17 protein-coding genes and 1 pseudogene are annotated in these 18,656 nt (G+C 66.0%); 10 read left to right on the top strand and 8 right to left on the bottom strand.

All coding sequences use genetic code 11. From position 1 onward, the window contains the following. The first annotated feature begins 52 nt into the window (after nt 1-52). On the top strand, nt 53-421 hold the full coding sequence (locus tag BM372_RS03805; protein WP_090952028.1) for a VOC family protein: 369 nt from the start codon (nt 53-55) through the stop codon (nt 419-421). Nucleotides 422-471: 50 nt separating this feature from the next. Here the strand turns inward: BM372_RS03805 and ppsA are convergent, their stop codons facing one another. Further along, nucleotides 472-2,877, bottom strand: a complete 2,406-nt coding sequence (gene ppsA / locus BM372_RS03800; protein ID WP_090952024.1) for a phosphoenolpyruvate synthase — start codon at nt 2,875-2,877, stop codon at nt 472-474. 151 nt (nt 2,878-3,028) lie between these two features. Continuing rightward, nucleotides 3,029-3,847, bottom strand: coding sequence for a pyruvate, water dikinase regulatory protein (locus tag BM372_RS03795; RefSeq protein ID WP_090952019.1), 819 nt, complete (start codon nt 3,845-3,847; stop codon nt 3,029-3,031). 85 nt (nt 3,848-3,932) lie between these two features. Between BM372_RS03795 and BM372_RS03790 the strand changes: the two genes are divergently transcribed. After that, nucleotides 3,933-4,367: a ChaB family protein gene (locus tag BM372_RS03790; protein WP_090952015.1), complete on the top strand. Its 435-nt coding sequence runs from the start codon at nt 3,933-3,935 to the stop codon at nt 4,365-4,367. Nucleotides 4,368-4,412: 45 nt separating this feature from the next. Here BM372_RS03790 and BM372_RS03785 read toward each other — a convergent pair whose 3' ends face one another. The 4 genes from BM372_RS03785 to BM372_RS03770 form a co-directional block, all read right to left on the bottom strand. Next, nucleotides 4,413-5,441 carry an aldo/keto reductase gene (locus BM372_RS03785; protein ID WP_090952012.1) on the bottom strand — a complete coding sequence of 343 codons (1,029 nt, stop codon included), beginning with the start codon at nt 5,439-5,441 and terminating at the stop codon, nt 4,413-4,415. A 21-nt stretch (nt 5,442-5,462) separates the two neighbouring features. After that, entirely contained in the window at nt 5,463-6,344 is an 882-nt protein-coding gene (locus BM372_RS03780) for an aldo/keto reductase (RefSeq protein WP_090952941.1), read from the bottom strand. Nucleotides 6,345-6,505: 161 nt separating this feature from the next. After that, nucleotides 6,506-7,501, bottom strand: coding sequence for an aldo/keto reductase (locus tag BM372_RS03775; protein ID WP_090952006.1), 996 nt, complete (start codon nt 7,499-7,501; stop codon nt 6,506-6,508). A gap of 76 nt (nt 7,502-7,577) precedes the next feature. Next, nucleotides 7,578-9,029, bottom strand: coding sequence for an MFS transporter (locus tag BM372_RS03770; protein WP_090952002.1), 1,452 nt, complete (start codon nt 9,027-9,029; stop codon nt 7,578-7,580). A 102-nt stretch (nt 9,030-9,131) separates the two neighbouring features. Between BM372_RS03770 and BM372_RS03765 the strand changes: the two genes are divergently transcribed. The 6 genes from BM372_RS03765 (at nt 9,132) to BM372_RS03740 (ending at nt 14,906) form a co-directional block, all read left to right on the top strand. After that, nucleotides 9,132-10,013 (top strand): helix-turn-helix transcriptional regulator, encoded by an 882-nt coding sequence (locus BM372_RS03765; RefSeq protein WP_090951999.1) that lies wholly within the window; start codon nt 9,132-9,134, stop codon nt 10,011-10,013. Between the two features lie 62 nt (nt 10,014-10,075). Further along, complete coding sequence (locus tag BM372_RS03760; RefSeq protein WP_090951996.1) at nt 10,076-11,107, top strand: zinc-binding dehydrogenase; 1,032 nt, start codon at nt 10,076-10,078, stop codon at nt 11,105-11,107. Between the two features lie 95 nt (nt 11,108-11,202). Then, complete coding sequence (locus BM372_RS03755) at nt 11,203-11,991, top strand: SDR family oxidoreductase (protein ID WP_090951993.1); 789 nt, start codon at nt 11,203-11,205, stop codon at nt 11,989-11,991. Between the two features lie 11 nt (nt 11,992-12,002). After that, nucleotides 12,003-12,404: a nuclear transport factor 2 family protein gene (locus BM372_RS03750; RefSeq protein WP_090951989.1), complete on the top strand. Its 402-nt coding sequence runs from the start codon at nt 12,003-12,005 to the stop codon at nt 12,402-12,404. A 185-nt stretch (nt 12,405-12,589) separates the two neighbouring features. Next, on the top strand, nt 12,590-13,690 hold the full coding sequence (locus BM372_RS03745) for an ATP-binding protein (protein ID WP_090951986.1): 1,101 nt from the start codon (nt 12,590-12,592) through the stop codon (nt 13,688-13,690). Nucleotides 13,691-13,751: 61 nt separating this feature from the next. Next, nucleotides 13,752-14,906: an MFS transporter gene (locus tag BM372_RS03740; protein ID WP_090951982.1), complete on the top strand. Its 1,155-nt coding sequence runs from the start codon at nt 13,752-13,754 to the stop codon at nt 14,904-14,906. Between the two features lie 19 nt (nt 14,907-14,925). Here BM372_RS03740 and BM372_RS03735 read toward each other — a convergent pair. Both BM372_RS03735 and BM372_RS03730 read right to left on the bottom strand, forming a co-directional pair. Further along, nucleotides 14,926-15,265 (bottom strand): annotated as a pseudogene (locus BM372_RS03735) (YnfA family protein). A gap of 2 nt (nt 15,266-15,267) precedes the next feature. After that, nucleotides 15,268-15,936, bottom strand: a complete 669-nt coding sequence (locus BM372_RS03730) for a GntR family transcriptional regulator (protein WP_090951978.1) — start codon at nt 15,934-15,936, stop codon at nt 15,268-15,270. A gap of 129 nt (nt 15,937-16,065) precedes the next feature. On the opposite strand from BM372_RS03730, the gene glyA reads away from it, so the two are divergent. Beyond that, the gene (gene glyA, locus BM372_RS03725) at nt 16,066-17,421 is read left to right on the top strand and encodes a serine hydroxymethyltransferase (RefSeq protein WP_090951975.1); all 1,356 of its coding nucleotides are present in this window, start codon (nt 16,066-16,068) and stop codon (nt 17,419-17,421) included. Continuing rightward, complete coding sequence (locus BM372_RS03720) at nt 17,418-18,638, top strand: sarcosine oxidase subunit beta family protein (RefSeq protein ID WP_090951972.1); 1,221 nt, start codon at nt 17,418-17,420, stop codon at nt 18,636-18,638. The genes glyA and BM372_RS03720 overlap by 4 nt, the downstream gene beginning before the upstream one ends. Nucleotides 18,639-18,656 lie beyond the last annotated feature (18 nt).

Here is an 18,656-nt window from a genome sequence, read left to right as displayed (position 1 = left end):
ATACTCCTCACGGCTGAGGACCGGTGCCCAGTTTGTGCCGTAGGGTAGCGGCATGGAACTCCGCCTCGAGGTCGTCCAAATACCAGTCTCCGACGTGGACCGGGCCAAGGCCTTCTACACTGACAACCTCGGCTTCGTGCTGGATCACGACGTCGAGCACATCCCCGGCATGCGGGTGGTCCAGCTCACCCCGCCTGGTTCATCAGCCTCCATTGTCATCGGAACCGGGATGACCAGCATGGTCCCCGGCAGCCTGGAAGGCCTCCAGCTGGTCGTCCCGGACATGGCTGCCGTGCGGGGCGAGCTGCTCCGGCGAGGCGCGCCCGTCAGCGAGGTCCAGGACCTCGGCGGCTTTGCCTTCGCGTACTTCAGTGACCCGGACGGCAACCGCTGGGTGATCCAGGAAATCCCGCCCAAGTAAAGCGCAAGGTTGTAAAAGTGGAGGACCGCCGATGGCGATCCTCCACTTGGTCAGTTCGCCGCGGCGCCGACCCCTGCGTCGACGGTCGTGCCGGCGAGCCGGAGCCAGGTGTCCACCACGGTGTCGGGGTTCAAGGAGACGGAATCGATGCCTTCTTCGACCAGCCACTCGGCGAAGTCCGTGTGGTCGCTGGGACCCTGGCCGCAGATGCCCACATACTTGCCACGCGCCTTGCACGCCTTGATGGCCATGCTCAGGAGCTTCTTGACGGCGGGGTCGCGTTCATCGAAGCTGCCCGACACGATCGCGGAATCCCGGTCCAGGCCCAGGGTCAGCTGGGTCATGTCATTGGAGCCGATGGAGAAGCCGTCGAAGTAGTCCAGGAACTCGTCGGCGAGCAGGGCGTTGGACGGAATCTCGCACATCATGATCACCTCGAGGCCGTTCTCGCCGCGGGTGAGGCCGTTCTCCGCCAACAGGTCGATGACGCCGCGGGCCTCGTCCAGGGTTCGCACGAACGGGATCATCAGCTTGACGTTGGTCAGCCCCATCTCGTTGCGGACGAAGGACAGGGCCTCGCACTCGAGGTCGAAGCAGTCCCGGAAGGACGGCTCCAGATACCGTGAGGCGCCGCGGAAGCCGATCATCGGGTTTTCTTCGTGCGGCTCGTAGGCCGGTCCGCCAATCAGGTTGGCGTACTCGTTGGACTTGAAGTCGGACATGCGCACAATCACCGGCTCGGGCGCGTAGGCCGCCGCGATGGTGGACACGCCTTCCGCTAGGCGCTTGATGTAGTAGTCGCGCGGGCTGTCGTACGCGGCGATCCGCTCCCGGATTTCCGCGGCGACGTCCGCCGGCTGATCGTCCAGGTTCAGCAGTGCCTTGGGGTGGATGCCGATCTGGCGGTTGATGATGAATTCGAGCCGGGCCAGGCCCACGCCGTGGTTGGGCAGCTGCGCGAAGGTGAACGCCTGCTCCGGGGTGCCGACATTCATCATGACCTTGACCGGGGCCTCAGGCAGCTGGGTGACCTCGGTTTCCTCGATGCTGAAATCCAGGAGCCCTTCGTAGATCAGGCCGGTCTCGCCGTCGGCGCAGGAGACTGTCACTTCGAGGCCGTCGGAGAGCGCCTCCGTGGCGTCGCCGGTGCCGACGACGGCGGGGATCCCCAGTTCCCGGGCAATGATCGCCGCGTGGCAGGTCCGTCCGCCGCGGTTGGTCACGATGGCGGAGGCACGCTTCATGATCGGTTCCCAGTCCGGGTCGGTCATGTCGGCGACGAGGACATCGCCGGTCTTGAACCCGGCCATCTGGTCGATCGCGGTGAGGATGCGGACTCTGCCGGCGCCGATGCGCTGCCCGATGGCACGGCCCTCGACCAGCACCGGGGCCGTCCCGTTCAGACGGAAACGGCTCAGGCTCCCAGAGGCACGGCGGGACTGCACGGTCTCCGGGCGCGCCTGCAGGATGTACAGGCCGCCGTCGATCCCGTCCTTGCCCCATTCGATATCCATCGGGCGGCCGTAGTGGTTCTCGATGGCGACAGCATGCCGGGCAAGCTGTTCGACGTCCTCGTCGCTGAGGCTGAAGCGGTTCCGCAACGAGGCCTCAACCGGGACGAAGTCGATGGTGCGGCCGATCTCGCGGCTGGCCGTGTAGGTCATCTGGAGTGCCTTCTCGCCCAGTCCGCGCTTGAGGATGGCGGGACGGCCGGCCTGCAGCGCGGGCTTGTAGACGTAGAATTCATCCGGGTTGACCGCGCCTTGCACGACGGCCTCGCCGAGGCCGTAGGAGGACGTGACGAACACGGCGTCCTGGAACCCGGACTCCGTGTCCATGGTGAACATGACGCCGGAGGCCCCGACGTCGGAGCGCACCATGCGCTGAATGCCGGCCGAGAGTGCCACCTCGGCGTGTTCGAATTTGTGGTGCACGCGGTAGGCGATCGCCCGGTCGTTGTAGAGGGACGCGAACACATCCTTGATGGCGAGCAGGATGTTCTCAATTCCGCGGACGTTCAGGAATGTCTCCTGCTGCCCGGCAAACGATGCATCGGGAAGGTCTTCCGCCGTAGCGCTGGAACGGACCGCCCAGGACAGGTCCTCAGAGCCACCGTGCTTGTCCACCAATTGCTGGTAGGCGTCCCGGATCTGCGCTTCAAAGGCCGGCAGGAAGGGCGTCTCGCGCACCAGTGCCCGGATCTCCTGCCCGGCCGAGGCCAGGGCCGTCACATCATCAGTGTCCAGGCCGGCCAGCCGGTCCGCGATCTTCTGGTCCAGGCCGGAATCTGCCAGGAAGTTGCGGTAGGCATCCGCGGTGGTGGCGAAGCCGTCCGGGACCTGGACCCCGGCGGAGGTCAGATTCTGCACCATTTCGCCGAGGGAGGCATTCTTTCCGCCCACCCGGTCCAGGTCCTTGAGTCCGAGTTCTGAGAACCACAGGATGTCTGTCGTCATACTTGCTGCTCCTTTGCAGATGATGGCATGCAATTGCGCCGCCCCGTTCGCGGCGATGGCCGGTTGCAGGGCGCGGGTCCCGTCCACAGTGACAGGTCTGCGGTGCTGTTTCCATATGACGTGCGCCACACCGGCTTTGTGAAACTTTTCCCTAATGTTTGAGGTTCATCCGCTGCAGGATGGTGGCCGCCATTTCTTCCACCGAGACGGTGGCCGAATTCAGGTACGGAATCCTATGGGAGACGTACAACTGCTCGGCGCTGCGGAGCTCGAACCCGCACTGCCGCAGCGAGGCATAGGATGAGCCGCGGCGCCGCTCGGTGCGGATCTGGCTCAGGCGCAGGGGGTTGGAGGAGAGGCCGAAACACTTCGAAACGAAGGGTCTCAGGGGCTTGGGGAGCCCTTCCCGTCCGAAGTCTTCGTCGACCAGCGGAAAGTTCGCGGCGAAGATGCCGTGTTGCAGTGCCAGGTACATGGTGGTGGGCGTTTTGCCGCAGCGAGACGGCGCCACCAGGATGACCTGGGCCTTTTCGAGCGCACGCAGGCTCTGGCCGTCGTCGTGCTCCATGGCGTATTCGACGGCGGCCATCCGGGATTGATACCGCTCCGCGTTGCCCAAGCCATGGGCCCTGCCGGGTTCGCCGCTGGCCTGGGAGCCGAGGGCTTGCTCCAGCTGTCCCACATGCGTCCCGATGAGGTCCACGATGATTCCCTTGCACGTCGCCAGGACCTGGCGGATGTCGCTGCTGACCGCAGTGGAAAAGACGATCGGCTGCAGGCCCGTGGCGGCGAGCTTGTCGATAGTGCCGACCACGGTTCTGGCCTGTTCGGCTGTGGTGACGAAGGGGACTGTGATGCGGTCAAACTTATTCGCGGGAAACTGGGTCAGCAAGGTGTTGCCGAGGGTTTCTGCGGTGATGCCGGTGCTGTCCGAAAGGAAGTAGACAGGCCGAAGATCGTCGTTGGTCATGAAGGCATTCTCCACCGGATGCGTCCCGAACTTTGTATCCGCGACTAAACTGGTTCTGAAATGACCAGCCTGCAAACGAGGGAGGATGGGTGCCGTGCCTAAGACTGGCAAGGGCGGCCATGCCCGCCGGGACGAGCTTCCATCGACTCTGCAGCGCTCGGAGCAAAAAGCCCAGGACACCTTCGCTAAGACCTACGATTCGGCTCTCGAGTCCTACGCCGACGATGAAAGCCGGGCCGCCCGTACAGCCTACGCGTCGCTGAAACACAGCTATGAAAAGGTGGGCGATCACTGGGAGCCGAAGGAGGAACGGGGGCCTTCTGATGAGCGTGCGGCGGAGGGCCGTGATTCATCCCAACCCACTGCGGGAGGCGTAGATGCCAAAGCGTCGAAGGCTCATCTCTATAAGCGCGCGCAGGAAATGAACATCAGGGGCCGCTCCAAGATGGACAAGGACGAACTCGTAGAAGCGCTCCAGAAGGCCAATGACGCCGCGACCAGGAAGGCGAGAGGAGACTAGCCTTCGCTGACGGGCCGTACGGGCTGCGGTCCTGCACCGCCCAGGTCAGGGCCGCGGCCGCCGTCGTGCGTGGGGCGTGAGTTCGTGGGCGCCGTAGCTGTTGTCGTCGGGGTTTACCGTCACGCCGGGCGCGACGAGCTGGTCGATGCGGTCCAGGACATCGGTGGATAAGGTGATGTCGGCCGCCGGCAGATAGGTCTCCAGCTGCTCTATTGTGCGGGGTCCCACGATCGCCGCCGTGACGCCGGGATGGTTGATCACGAAGGCGATCGCCAGCTCGATGAGGCTCAGTCCTGCCTGTTCGGCGAGCTGCGCGAGTTCCTCCACGATGTCGAGCTTGCGTTGGTTGGCCGGGCTGGTCATGTCGAACCGGGCGCTCGGGCGGGCGCTTGAGGCCGGAGCGGACGCTGCGTCTTTCCGCCAGCGCCCGGAGAGCCAGCCGCCGCCGAGCGGGCTGTAGGTGAGGGTGCCCATCCCGTGGCGTTGCACCGCCGGGAGGACGTCTTCCTCGATCCCGCGGACCAGGATCGAGTACGGCGGCTGCTCGGTGACGAACCGCTCCAAGTGGCGGTCCCGGGATGCCCACTGGGCTTCGACGATCTGCGATCCGGAGTACGACGAGGAACCGATGTACCGCACCTTCCCCTGGCGGACGAGGTCGGTGAGGGCGCCGAGGGTCTCCTCCACGTCGGTGTCGGGGCTGGGCCGGTGGACCTGGTAGAGGTCGATGTAGTCGGTGTTCAAGCGGCGCAGGGAGTTCTCGACCTCGCGCATGATCCAGCGGCGGGATCCGCCGCGCTGGTTCGGGTCGTCCTCATTCATGGGCATGAAGAACTTCGTGGCGAGGAACACGTCGTCGCGGCGGCCCTCCAGCGCCATCCCGACGATCTCCTCGGACACGCCGCCCGAGTAGACGTCGGCGGTGTCGACGAAGTTGATGCCGGCGTCGAGGGCGCGGTGGATGATGCGGGTGGCGTCCTCGCGGTCGTCGTTGCCCCAGGGGCCGAACATCATCGCGCCGAGGCACAGGGGACTGACTGTTACGCCGGTGCGGCCGAGGGAGCGGTATTCCATGCTGGTTCCTCCTCTTGAGTCTTAGGCTTCGGGGATGACCATCGAGAAGCGCTCCAGGCGGGCCTCGTCCGGGTCCGGGCCGTTGCGCACGCCGGTGTCGAGCGCGTCAATGCCGGCGAGTTCGTCGGCACTGAGTGCGAAGTCGAAGACGTCGAAGTTCTCGGCGATGCGTGCCGGGTTCGTCGATTTCGGGATGGCCGAGCGGCCCTGCTGCAGGTGCCAGCGGAGCATGACCTGGGCGGGGCTCTTGCCGTAGGCCTGCGCGATGGCGGCGATGGTGGGGTCTTCCATCACGTTCCTGCGGTCCTCGCCCCAGCCGGGATAGAAGGTGATGCCGCCGATTGGCGACCATGCCTGGGTGAGGATGCCGTTCTCGGCGTTGGCAGCCTGGACGGCCGGCTGGGTGAAGAAGGGGTGCAGCTCGATCTGGTTCACGGCCGGGACGACGTCGGTCGCGGCGAGCAGCTGCTCCAGGTGGTGCGGCATGAAGTTACTGACGCCGATCGCCCGCACACGCCCGTCGGCGAGCAGGGTCTCCAGCGCCTTGTACGCGGCGATGGTCTGCTCGAAACGGTCGGGTGCCGGCTGGTGCAGGATGAGCAGGTCGAGGTAGTCGACGCCGAGCTTGCCTGCCGCCTTCTCCCAAGCGTGCTGGGTTTCGTCATAGCCGTAGTCGCTGACCCACACCTTGGTTTCGATGAAAACGTCCGAACGGTCCAGACCGGACCTCCGCACACCTTCGCCGACCTCCCGCTCGTTGCCGTACGCGGCGGCGGTGTCGATGTGCCGGTAGCCGGCCGCCAGCGCGGCCTCGACCGCCGCCGTCGTCTGCTCCGGCGGGCTTTGGAAGACACCGAGCCCGAGGGCGGGCATCGTGACACCGTTGTTGAGAGTAAGTTCCATGACCATGCCTTTCACGGTATTCATATGGCTGGGATTGTGGGAGGGCACGTCAGTACCCCTTTCGGAGCGGCTGGGCGGTTCAGAGGTTCAGCGGCCAAGGGGCAGGCCCCGCGAGGGGCACTGCCCCCTTGGCAGGGCGTGCTTTGCTGACGCAGCCGGGCTTACTGGTCGCGGTCGATCGCGGCGTCGAGGCCGGCCGAGAGCGGTGCACCGACCAGATCGAGGGCGGCAAAGGCTTCGTCGATTCGCCGGAGGTCGTCTGCGGTGAGTTCGAGGTCGGCCGCCGGAAGGTTATCCTCCAGGTGCGCGATCCGGGTCCCGCCGGGGATCGGTACGACCCACGGCTTCTGGGCCAGCAGCCAGGCGAGTGCGATCTGCGCCGGGGAAGCATCCTTCTCGGCGCCGAAACGCTTGAGGAAGTCGACGAGGGCGAAGTTCGCCTCCAGCGCCTCCGGGGTAAAGCGCGGGAAGTCGGCACGGAGGTCATCCGGGTTGTCGAACCTCATGTCCCGGGTGATGCCCCCGGTGAGGAATCCCTGTCCGAGCGGACCCCAGGCGACCAGTCCGATCCCGAGCTCCTCGCAGACCCCGAACTTCTTGGTTTCAGGCTCCCGCATCCACAGCGAGTAGTGGTCCTGGATGACGGCGACCGGCTGGACGGCGTGGGCCCGGCGGATGCTTGTTTCGCTCGCTTCCGACAGTCCGAAGTGACGCACTTTACCTTCCGCAATGAGTTCCTTGACGGCGCCGGCGACGTCCTCCATCGGGACGTTGGGGTCGACTCTGTGCTGGTACAGCACGTCGATGTGGTCGGTTCGCAGCCGGCGCAGTGAGGCGTCGACGACTTCGCGGATGTGCCCGGGCCGGCTGTTGAGGCCGACTGTTTCGCCGTTGCCGTTGATGTCGAACCCGAACTTCGTGGCCACCAGGACGTCGTCGCGGATGGGCTGCAGCGCCTCGCCGACGAGTTCTTCGTTGACGTAGGGGCCGTATCCTTCAGCGGTGTCGAACAGGGTGACGCCGCGTTCGGCGGCGGACCGGATCACGGCAATTGCTTCCGTCCGGTCGGTAGCGGGGCCGAGGCCGAAGCTCAGGCCCATGCAGCCAAGGCCAATGGCCGATGTCTGGAGGCCGTCGCCGAGCTTGCGTGTTTTCATCTCGAACTTTCCTTTGCTTTGTGTTGTTGAACTGGGTCGAAGGGGAACAGAGGGAGGACCCGGATACCCGGCAGTTTCAGCGGGCGGGTTCGGCCTCGCGTGCGGGCAGGGCCGTCCGTGGTGTCCTGGTTCGCCGTGCCGCGAGGTCTGCGGGCAGGATGAGGACCGCGGCGACGGCCAGGGCAAGGAGCAGTAGGATGCTGCCCGTGGTGAGCGCGACGCTGACCTGCGCGGACAGGTGCGCGGCGGCAGGACCCCCGGCGGGAACAGTGGCCGCGGCGGCGACCGCGACGCCGAGTCCCAGGCAGGTGCCGATCTGATGGAAGGTGTTCACCAGGCCCGAGGCTGCCCCCGCGTCAGAGGACGGGGCACCGACGATGCCGAACGAGGTCAGCGGCGCGAAGGCCAGGCCCTGGCCCGCACCGATGAGGACCATCGGCAGCGCGAGCCCCGTCCAGTAGCCGGAGTCGACGCCGGCCCGGCTGAGCCAGAACATCCCGGCGAGGGTGAGCAGGATCCCGGCCAGGAGCGGAATTGAGCCCGGCAGCCGGCGTGCTAGCCGCGGGATGCCCATGGCGACGGCGAAGTTGACCGCGGTCATCGGCAGGAACCCGACACCGGCCTGCAGGGGGTCGAAGCCGAGCACTTCCTGCAGGTACTGGGTGGTGAAGAAGAAGAATCCGATCATCGCGCCGAGATACAGGAAGCGTGCGACGTAGGCGCCGGTGCGGCGGCGGCTGGCAAACAGCCGCAGCGGCATGATGGGCTGGGCCGCCCTCCGTTCGATCAGCACAAACATGATCAAGAGCACGACGCCGGCGCTCACGGCCGCGACGGTGACCGGCGCGGTCCAGCCGGCGTCGGCGGTGTTGATGATGCCGAAGACGAGCGCACCGACGCCGAGGGTCGCGCTGAGCGCGCCGAGCATGTCGAAGCGGCCGCGGGCCCGGCCTGTCTCCGGGAGGAACCGCGGAGCGAGCGCAATCATCGCTGCGCCGATGGGCACGTTGACGAAGAAGCCGGCGCGCCAGGAAATCCAGTGGGCCAACGCACCGCCGATGACCAGCCCGAGGCTGGCACCAATCCCTGCTGTCGCACCGTACAAGGCCACGGCCCGGGTGCGCTCACGCCCTTCCGGGAAGCTCGCCGTAAGCAAGGACAGTGAGGCCGGTGCAACGATCGCGGCCCCGACGCCCTGTATCGCCCGGCCCGCAATGGCCCACCACCCCTCCGGTGCCAGGCCGATCAGCAGCGACGCAAGCGAAAACATCACCAGCCCGAAGACGAAGACACGTCGCCGGCCCAGCAGATCGCCTGCACGGGCGCCTAGGAGGAGCAGGCCACCAAAGACAAGTGTGTATGCGTCCTGAATCCATGAGAGCTCCCCGGCGGTCAACTGCAGATCGGCCTGGAGGCTGGGCAGCGCGGTGAAGATCACCGAGTTATCCAGCAGAATCATGAAGTAGCTGACGAGGATGATCGCAAGGATGGCCGCCGGGCGGGCAGCAGTTGTCGGTGCAGGTTTCATGCTTTCAATGCAACCGTGATTCCTTAGGGCCCGGGAGTCACGGACGTTCCGGGTAACGCCAGACCCTCCCTCGGCCATCAGCCGCCGCGTAGCGTTGACGCCATGACACACAGCGACGACGTTCGGAAGTTCCTGACCTCCCGCCGCGCAAGAATTACGCCCGAGGAGGCCGGGCTGCCCGCGTACGGCGGCAACCGGCGCGTCACTGGGCTGCGCCGGGAGGAAGTGGCCATGCTCGCCGGGATGAGCATCGACTACTACATACGCCTCGAACGGGGGAATCTTTCCGGCGCCTCGGACAGCGTCCTTGAGGCGCTCGGGCGAGCGCTGCAGCTTGACGACGCCGAAACGGCCCACCTCTTCGACCTCGCCCGTGCCGCCACTGTGTCCCCTCGCGTGCGGCGCAAACGCAGCCCGCAGACGGTGCGGCCGAGTGTGCAGCGCGTCATCGACGCGATCACGGCCGCCCCGGCCTGGGTGCGCAACGACCGCGGGGATGTCCTGGCCGCCAACGAACTGGGCCGTGCCCTTTATCTGGACATGATGGCAGAAGCAACCACCCCGCCAAACAGCGCACGCTTCACCTTCCTGAACCCGAAAGCGCGGGAATTCTTCGCCGATTGGGAACGCGCCGCGGACGACGTCGTCGCGGTCCTGCGCTCCACTGCCGGGCAAAACCCGTACGACAAGGACCTCACGGACCTGGTCGGTGAGCTCTCAACCCGAAGCGAGGAATTCCGCACCCGCTGGGCCCGGCACGACGTAAAGCACCACCGCACCGGCCGCAAACGCCTCCACCATCCGATCGTCGGAGACCTGGACCTGAGCTTCGAAGCGCTGGAGCTGCCGGGCGACCCGGGACTGCGCGTCAACGTGTATACCGCCGAGCCCGGCACACCGTCCGAGGACGCGCTGAAAGTGCTTGCGAGCTGGGCGGCGACCCAGCGGGACACCGCCGAGATTCCCGTCAGGGAGAAGAACTGACCAACAGTCCGTCGATGGACTGGTAGCCGACACTGACCGACAACTTAGTAAGGACCTCCAGCATGCGAGCAACACTGATGTACGGCGCCGGCGACGTGCGTGTCGAAACCGTTCCCAACCCCACAATCCAGGAGCCGACTGACGCGATCGTGCGCATCGTCGCCGGTTGCATCTGTGGCAGCGACCTTTGGCCCTACGCCTCCAAGCCCGAGACGACTGAAGGCTCCCGCATGGGCCACGAGTTCGTCGGCATCGTCGAAGGACTCGGTTCCGAGGTGACCGGCCTGGCCGTGGGTGACTTTGTCATTGCTCCGTTCGTCGCGTCCGACGGCACCTGCGACTTCTGCAAGGAAGGCCTGCAGACCTCCTGCCGCCACGGCGGACACTGGGGCGGCCATGACGACGGCGGCCAAGGCGAATTCGCCCGCGTGCCGCAGGCGTCAGGTACTCTCGTCGTTGTTCCCGCCGGCTTCGATGAGAAGCTCATCCCGTCGCTGTTGAGCCTTTCCGATGTCATGTCGACCGGATACCACGCAGCCAAGAAGGCCAACATCCAGCCCGGCCAGACGGTCACCGTGATCGGCGACGGCGCAGTCGGCCTCTCCGCAGTCATCTCCGCCAAGCTCATGGGCGCCTCGCGCATCATCCTCATGGGCCGCCACGAGGCCCGGACGGACTTGGGCCGTGAATTCGGTGCCACTGACGTTGTCGCCGAGCGCGGAGCCGAGGGCATCGCCAAAGTCAGGGAGCTCACGAACGGCGACGGAACTCACGTCGTGCTTGAGGCCGTGGGCCTGAGGGCGGCGATCGAGATGGCGATCGGTGTGGTCCGTGACGGCGGCGTCGTCAGCCGCGTCGGAGCTCCCCAGTTCTCTGAGGTGCCGCTCGGCTTCCCCGAGTTCATGCGCAACATCACGCTCACGGGCGGGGTCGCACCGGCACGCGCGTATATCGAGGAGCTGCTGCCGCTCGTGCTCGACGGAACCATCGACCCCGGCAAAGTCTTCGACCGCACCATCGGCATGGACGACGTCCCGGCCGGCTACCGGGCCATGGCCGAACGCAAGGCACTCAAAGTGCTCGTCCGCCCGTAACGACAGAATCACACGTAACAACGGGGTCATCCCCGCTATCGGGCTCGGCCTCTTCCGGACTCCGCCCGAGAGCAAACCGACGGAAGGAAAGCACCATGGCACAGAACCTCAAGAAACCCGGCACCGTACTCGTCGTCGGCGCAACCGGCAGCACCGGACGCCTCGCGGTGGTGGAGGCGCTGCGGCAGGGTTATGCCGTACGGGCGCTCGTGAGGGATCTTGCCCGCGCGGCACGGATGCTGCCGGACGGTGTAGCCCTCGTCGCCGGTGACCTGACCCGTCCCGAGACGCTCGGCCCGGCCATCGACGGGGTGGACGCGATCGTGTTCACCCACGGAACCACTACAAGCGAACGCGACGTGCGGGATAACGACTACGCCGGTGTCGCGAACGTCCTCCGTGTGCTGCGCGGCCGCCGGGTGCACATCGCACTCATGACCGCTATCGGCACTACCCGGCCCGGGGTCGCCTACGCCCAGTGGAAGCTCCGCAGCGAGCGGCTGGTGCGCGCCAGCGGCGACCCGTACACGATCGTGCGCCCAGGCTGGTTCGACTACAACCAACCCGACCAGCGCAAGGTCGTCATGCTTCAGGGCGACAGACGACAGTCCGGCTCACCCGCCGACGGCGTCATCGCCCGAGACCAAATAGCGCGCGTACTCATCGACAGCCTTCACATCGACGCCGCCAACCACAAAACCTTCGAACTTATCGCCGATCGTGGCACCGAGCAGGACGACCTCACCACGGTCTTCGCTTCACTCGCACCAGACTTAAGCGGATCCCTCGATGCCGCCGAAGACGACGTCGACCTCCCGTTCGACAATGAACCCGAAACCTTCCGCCGCGACCTCGCTACGGTCGCGGCAGCAACCCCCAGATAAGGAGAATCGCTTTGTCGAGTACAGGGGCACGGGTCCCGGAAGACCGAGACGCGACCACCGCGGCTGTCAAAGCGCTCCATGCCCGGATGTCTGAGGCGATGGTGCTTAAAGACGCAGCAGAACTCGAGGGCATCCTCGCCGACGGCTACACGCTGACCCATATGACCGGCTACATCCAGCCGAAAGCTGACTGGCTTCGCGACATCGAGACCGACCGCATGCAGTACCACTCCATGGACACCGTCGAGGTAGCGGTCGGACACGACGGCAGCGTGCCGGTTCTCACCGCCCGCACGCTCACCGACGCGACAATCTGGGGCAGCCATGGCACCTGGCGGTTGCAGCTGCGCAGCCGGTTCGAGCGCCATGATGACGGCTGGATTTTCACGCGCACCGTGGCCTCCACCTGGTGACAGACACGTTTGCGCACCACAGAGAAGAAAAGCACGGATTCCATGCATGGAACTGACGATCGACGGCGGCTAGACACACTTAGCTGTCGGACCTCGCGCTCGCAGAGTTATCCAAAACGTCTGGGTTCTCCGCTAGGCTGGATACACAAGATTCACAAGATTCATAGACATTCACAGGAGCGGCCGTGGAGAACCCTTTTCGACCGACCGCGGGAGCGACGCCTCCGGACCTGGTCGGCCGCGGGGGAGTGCTCGACGAGTTCGCCTATGGTCTGCGCATCGGCTCGGGGGCGCCGGGGCTTCTCACCATTTTCACCGGAGCCAGGGGCATCGGCAAGACCGTCATGCTCGGCGCCGCCGAGGACCTGGCACTGAACAACGGCTGGGCGGTGGTTTCCGAGACAGCAACCGGGGGATTTGTGGGCCGCATCGGCGAGTCGATGCGCAGGATCACGAACGATCTGGGGGACGGCCCGACGGGCCGCCGGGTGACGGCCGTGTCGGTGGCCGGTTTTTCCGTCACAACCCAACTCGCGCCAGAAGAGCAGGTTGACTGGCGGGCGCGCGGCGTCGCCCTGCTCCGCCTGCTGGCACAGCGGGGGACAGGGCTGATCATCACCGTGGATGAAATCCACGCAGCAGACCGGGCAGAGCTGTCTCAGCTCGCGGCCGACGTCCAGCACTTTATCCGCGAGGGCCTACCCGTCGGCCTCATCTTCGCCGGGTTGCCCGCGGCGGTCTCAGACCTGCTCAACGAGGGCGTGGCCACCTTTCTTCGGCGTGCCGACCGCATCGATTTGCATGCCGCCTCAATCACCGAGGTGGAGCGCTCCTTCACTGAAACCTTTGCTGGCGCCGGCATGACCTTAACCGCGGAACTGGCCAAGGCCGCCGCCGAGGCCACCGGGGGCTACCCGTTCCTGATCCAGCTGGTCGGCTACTTCCTGTGGCAGGAAGCAGAAAGCGCTCCGCAAGGGCTGGATTCTGCCGCCACCGCCCGGGCGGTGGCGGCAGCCCGCCGCCGAAACGAACGGGTAGTCATCGAAGCAGCGCTTTCAACAGCGTCGGGAAGAGACAGGGATTTCCTCCAGGCGATGTCAGAAGACCCCGGGGCGTCCTCCACCACGGACATCGGCAGACGTACCGGAATGCGGCCGAATGCCGTCGGTAACTACCGCACGCGCCTGATCGACGCCGGCCTCATTGAGCCCGCCGGATACGGACTCGTGGATTTCGCGATCCCCGGCCTGCGTGAGTACATGACGTCACATCCGGCGAAGAACTAGGCAGCGCGACGGCCGTACATGAGGCAAATGCTTTAAAGGCCGGAAGGAATAGTAGAAAAAGATGACCGTCCTCCGTTATCTTGCCGCGTCATTGCCGCCAAGAATGGCAAGCGCCGGCGCGGCTGTGGCGCTTCCCCTTTTGACAGTGGAGCGGCTGGGCGATGTGGCCGTCGGGGGCCTTCTGGTTGCGGCATCGCTCGGCCCGAGTGTCCTCGCCGCCCCTCTGGTGGGGGCAGCGCTGGACCGTGCGCGCCGGCCCGCCCTGCTGGTGGCCGCGGCCGGGATAATTACGGCCGTAGCCTTTGCCGTGACCGCCTTCCTCGGCCAGATACCGGTGCCGGTCGCGGTCGCCGTTCTGGCCGCGGCCGGGGCGGTGGCTCCCTTTTACATGGGCGGGCTGTCCAGCTTTGTGGCCGGTGCGATTCCTGATGGGCGCCGGGCCTTCGCCTACGACGCCCTCTGCTACAACGTCTCAGCCGTCGCCGGCCCGGCACTCGTGGCCGTCATCTCGGTGTTCCTGCCGGCCGGGACCGCGCTCTGGGTCTTGGCGGCGGCGGCCGCCTTGGGCGCCGTAGCCGTTCCCGCCGTCGGACTTCGTCCCCACGCAGGGGCGGGAGGATCGCCGTGGCAGGCCATCAAATCAGGGTTGCACAGAATCTTCAGTCACCGGCCATTGGCGGTGGTCACCGCTTCCTCCACCCTGACCCAGCTTGGCCAAGGCGGTCTGGCGATCGCCGCGGTTGCGCTCTCCATCGAGAGGATCGGATCACCGAGCGACGGCGCCGCCGTGGTGACGTCCTTTGCCGTCGGCAGTCTGCTGGGCGCCCTCTATGAGACGGTCCGGCCCACGCGTCGCCGCCCGCAATCCGCCATGATGGCCGGTTTCCTCGCGACAGGACTGCTGACCATCGCGGCAGCGTTCGATCTTGGGACCACGTGGACCGTCATCACCATAGGTCTCTCCGGCATCTTCACGGCTCCCACTGCGGCTGCGATGCTCTACCTGCGCAACTGGCACAGCCCGGTACACCTGAAGTCGCAGATCTTCACTGTGAGCGCAGGCTTCCGTGCCAGCGCCTCTGCAGGGGGTGCAGCGCTGGCCGCTTCAGCCACAGGATTCGGCGGCGCGGTCACCGTGGGGGCGATAGGCCTGATCTGGGTGGTGTCGGCAGCACTGATGGGCGCCTACCCGCGGGCCGCGCAGGGTACTGGCTAGCAACTTCGCCGACTGCGTCTTAGGCCGCGGGCCCGCGGGGAGCGAACATGATCACGGCCACCCCGCCACACAGACCAGCGATCCGATGACGTCCCAGCGGTCGGGCCGGAACCCGTCGAAGACCATCCCCCACGCCAGGGACCCCGCGACGAAAACGCCGCCATAAGCGGCCAGGATCCTTCCGAAGTGCGCGTCGGGCTGCAGGGTTGCAACGAAACCGCACAGCCCCAGGGCAATGATGCCGAGCCCGCCCACCACCAGCCGCGGTCCTCCCGAACGGCCTGCCACACCAGCCAGGCGCCGCCGATCTCGGCGGCGGCGGCCAGGGCAAACAGCAGCACAGACTTTGCAATCGTCATGATCAGAGGACGCTGCGGATGGCCTGCTCGAAGCTGGTCACGTGTTCAAGAGCCAGCGTGCCGGCGCGGTCCGAATCCCCGTCGGCGATGGTCTCCAGCAGGTTCACGTGCTCGGCGATGTGTTCGACGACGGAGGGAACCTTCTCCAGCACCATGCACCAGATCCGGGTGGCCAGGTTGTCGTAGCGGATCAGGACGTCCTCGAGGTGCGGATTCGCCGCTGCCCGGTAGATGAGGCGGTGGACTTTGATGTCGTACCGCATGAGGTCATAGGGGTTTCCTGCGGGGTCGATGCCGGCAATGGCGGCGGCCGTGCTCCGCAGCTCAGCACGCATCGCAGGCGTGGCGAGCTTCGCGGCGCGCCTGGCCGCGAGGGGCTCCAGGGACTCCCGGATTTCAGAAACATCCGCCAGCGCGGTGATGTCCACGACGGTGGCAAATGTTCCCCGGCGCGGGTACGAGACCACCAGGTGGTCGCTTTCCAGACGCTTCAGGGCTTCGCGCACCGGTGTGCGGCCGATGCCGAGTTCGGCGGCGAGCTTGCCGTCGTTGATGGCCTCTCCTGGCCGGATTTCCAGCATGATCAGCCGGTCCCGGAGGTGCTGGTAGGCCTGTTCGGCGAGCGAAAGTTCCCCGCCGCCTGCCAGTTGGTTCGCTAGCGTCAGGCTCATTGAGGCTTTCACTCTCCTATTGACTGCCAAGTGATCTAGAACATACTATTACGTGAGTTCTAATATATCAGTTAGAGATCAGTTGATGGTCAGTTGTTGGTCAGCACTGGAAAGCACCTAAGGAGAAATATGCCGGACGCACTCAATGCCTCTCTTGCCAGCGTGGATGCCGATGTTGCTGCTGCCGTGGCGCAGGAACTGGAGCGCCAGCAGTCCACGCTCGAAATGATCGCCTCGGAGAACTTCGCTCCGGCAGCGGTGATGGAGGCGCAAGGCTCGGTTCTGACCAACAAATACGCCGAAGGCTACCCGGGCAAGCGCTACTACGGCGGCTGCGAGCACGTTGACGTCATCGAGCAGTTGGCCATTGACCGGGTGAAGGCCCTGTTCGGCGCCGAATTCGCCAACGTGCAGCCGCACTCCGGCGCCCAGGCCAACGCGGCAGCGATGTTCGCGCTGCTACAGCCGGGTGACACCATCATGGGGCTTTCCCTGGCACACGGCGGGCACCTGACCCACGGTATGAAGATCAATTTTTCAGGCAAGCTCTACAACGTGGTTCCGTACCACGTGCGGGAATCCGACCTCCGGGTGGATATGGCCGAGGTGGAAGCCCTGGCCCTGGAACACCGCCCCAAGCTCATCGTGGCCGGCTGGTCCGCCTACTCCCGCCAATTGGACTTCGCCGAATTCCGCCGCATCGCCGACCTCGTGGGCGCCTACCTGATGGTGGACATGGCGCACTTCGCCGGCCTCGTCGCCGCCGGGCTCCACCCTAACCCGGTCCCCTACGCGGACGTCGTCACCACCACCACGCACAAGACCCTCGGCGGACCCCGCGGCGGCGTGATCCTCGCCAAGGAGGAGTACGCCAAGAAGATCAACAGCGCCGTCTTCCCGGGCCAGCAGGGCGGACCGCTGGAGCACGTCATCGCCGCCAAGGCCGTGGCCTTCAAGCTGGCCGGATCCCCGGAGTTCAAGGAACGCCAGGAGCGGGTCCTGCAGGGCGCGAAGCTGCTGGCCGAACGCTTCCTCCAGCCCGACGTCGAGGCCGCCGGAATTTCGGTAGTCAACGGCGGCACCGATGTCCACCTGGTCCTGGTGGACCTGCGGAACTCCGAACTGGACGGCCAGCAGGCCGAGGATGCCCTGCACCGGATCGGCATCACGGTGAACCGCAACGCCGTTCCGTTCGACCCGCGCCCGCCGATGGTCTCCTCCGGACTCCGGATCGGCACGCCGGCGCTGGCCACCCGCGGCTTCGGCGCCGCTGCCTTCACCGAAGTCGCGGACATCATCGCGACGGCGCTGATCGCCGCCGCGGGAACCGGCACAAACGGCACCGGCACCCTCGATATGGATACCGCCGTCGAACTCCGCGCCCGGGTCACCGCCCTTGCCGAACAATTCCCCCTTTACCCGCACCTGACCGCCGACGCCGCACTGGCCGGCGCCGAGGCAGACCTGATTGGAGCCGCCCAGTGAGCACCCAGCAACTTCCGGAACACCCGGACTTCCTCTGGCGGAACCCGGAACCCAAGTCCTCCTATGACGCCGTCATTGTCGGCGGCGGCGGACACGGCCTGGCCACCGCGTACTTCCTGGCGAAGAACCACGGCATGACCAACATCGCCGTCCTGGAAAAGGGCTGGCTGGCCGGCGGCAACATGGCCCGGAACACCACGATCATCCGCTCCAACTACCTCTGGGACGAGAGCGCGGCGATCTACGAGCACTCCCTCAAACTGTGGGAAATCCTGCCGGAGGAGCTCGAATACGATTTCCTCTTCAGCCAGCGCGGCGTCATGAACCTGGCCCACACCCTCGGCGATGTGCGCGAAAGCATGCGGCGGGTGGGCGCCAACAAGCTCAACGGCGTCGACGCGGAATGGCTGGACCCGGAGCAGGTCAAGGAACTGTGCCCCATCCTGAACATCAGCGACAACATCCGCTACCCCGTCATGGGCGCCACGTACCAGCCAAGGGCAGGCATCGCCAAGCACGACCACGTTGCCTGGGCCTTCGCCCGCAAGTGCGATGAGTTGGGCGTCGACATCATCCAGAACTGTGAAGTCACCGGCTTCCTCAAAGACGGCAACCGCGTGGTGGGCGTCAAGACCAACCGGGGCACCATCAACACCGAAAAGGTGGGCCTGTGCGCCGCCGGCCACAGCTCGGTCCTGGCCGAAATGGCGGGCTTCCGCCTCCCCATCCAGTCCCACCCCCTGCAGGCGCTGGTCTCCGAACTGCACGAGCCGGTCCACCCGACCGTCGTCATGTCCAACCACGTCCACGTCTACGTCTCCCAGGCCCACAAGGGCGAACTGGTCATGGGCGCCGGCGTTGACTCCTACAACGGCTACGGCCAGCGCGGATCCTTCCACGTCATCGAGCAGCAGATGGCCGCCGCCGTCGAACTCTTCCCCATTTTCGCCCGGGCGCACGTGCTCCGGACCTGGGGCGGGATCGTCGACACCACGCTGGACGCCTCCCCGATCGTGGGCACCACCCCGGTGGAGAACATGTTCGTCAACTGCGGCTGGGGTACCGGCGGGTTCAAGGGCACTCCCGCCGCCGGCCTGACGTTTGCCCACACCATCGCCACCGGCGCCCCGCACAAGCTGAACAAGCCGTTCGCGCTGGAACGCTTCGAAACCGGCGCCCTGATCGACGAACACGGCGCCGCCGCCGTGGCCCACTAGCCGCCGTCCACCAGAAAG

Source organism: Arthrobacter sp. ov118 (assembly GCF_900116495.1).
Classification (GTDB): Bacteria; Actinomycetota; Actinomycetes; order Actinomycetales; family Micrococcaceae; genus Arthrobacter.
This window is presented reverse-complemented; position numbering and strand designations above follow the sequence as displayed.

Bases quoted from the DNA above. Each gene is read 5' to 3' on its own strand.
- BM372_RS03730 (WP_090951978.1), bottom strand. From the start codon at position 15,936: ATGAGCCTGACGCTAGCGAACCAACTGGCAGGCGGCGGGGAACTTTCG.
- ppsA (WP_090952024.1), bottom strand. From the start codon at position 2,877: ATGACGACAGACATCCTGTGGTTCTCAGAACTCGGACTCAAGGACCTG.
- BM372_RS03805 (WP_090952028.1), top strand. From the start codon at position 53: ATGGAACTCCGCCTCGAGGTCGTCCAAATACCAGTCTCCGACGTGGAC.
- BM372_RS03765 (WP_090951999.1), top strand. From the start codon at position 9,132: ATGACACACAGCGACGACGTTCGGAAGTTCCTGACCTCCCGCCGCGCA.
- BM372_RS03795 (WP_090952019.1), bottom strand. From the start codon at position 3,847: ATGACCAACGACGATCTTCGGCCTGTCTACTTCCTTTCGGACAGCACC.
- glyA (WP_090951975.1), top strand. From the start codon at position 16,066: ATGCCGGACGCACTCAATGCCTCTCTTGCCAGCGTGGATGCCGATGTT.
- BM372_RS03780 (WP_090952941.1), bottom strand. From the start codon at position 6,344: ATGGAACTTACTCTCAACAACGGTGTCACGATGCCCGCCCTCGGGCTC.
- BM372_RS03790 (WP_090952015.1), top strand. From the start codon at position 3,933: ATGGGTGCCGTGCCTAAGACTGGCAAGGGCGGCCATGCCCGCCGGGAC.
- BM372_RS03770 (WP_090952002.1), bottom strand. From the start codon at position 9,029: ATGAAACCTGCACCGACAACTGCTGCCCGCCCGGCGGCCATCCTTGCG.
- BM372_RS03785 (WP_090952012.1), bottom strand. From the start codon at position 5,441: ATGGAATACCGCTCCCTCGGCCGCACCGGCGTAACAGTCAGTCCCCTG.
- BM372_RS03760 (WP_090951996.1), top strand. From the start codon at position 10,076: ATGCGAGCAACACTGATGTACGGCGCCGGCGACGTGCGTGTCGAAACC.
- BM372_RS03775 (WP_090952006.1), bottom strand. From the start codon at position 7,501: ATGAAAACACGCAAGCTCGGCGACGGCCTCCAGACATCGGCCATTGGC.
- BM372_RS03740 (WP_090951982.1), top strand. From the start codon at position 13,752: ATGACCGTCCTCCGTTATCTTGCCGCGTCATTGCCGCCAAGAATGGCA.
- BM372_RS03755 (WP_090951993.1), top strand. From the start codon at position 11,203: ATGGCACAGAACCTCAAGAAACCCGGCACCGTACTCGTCGTCGGCGCA.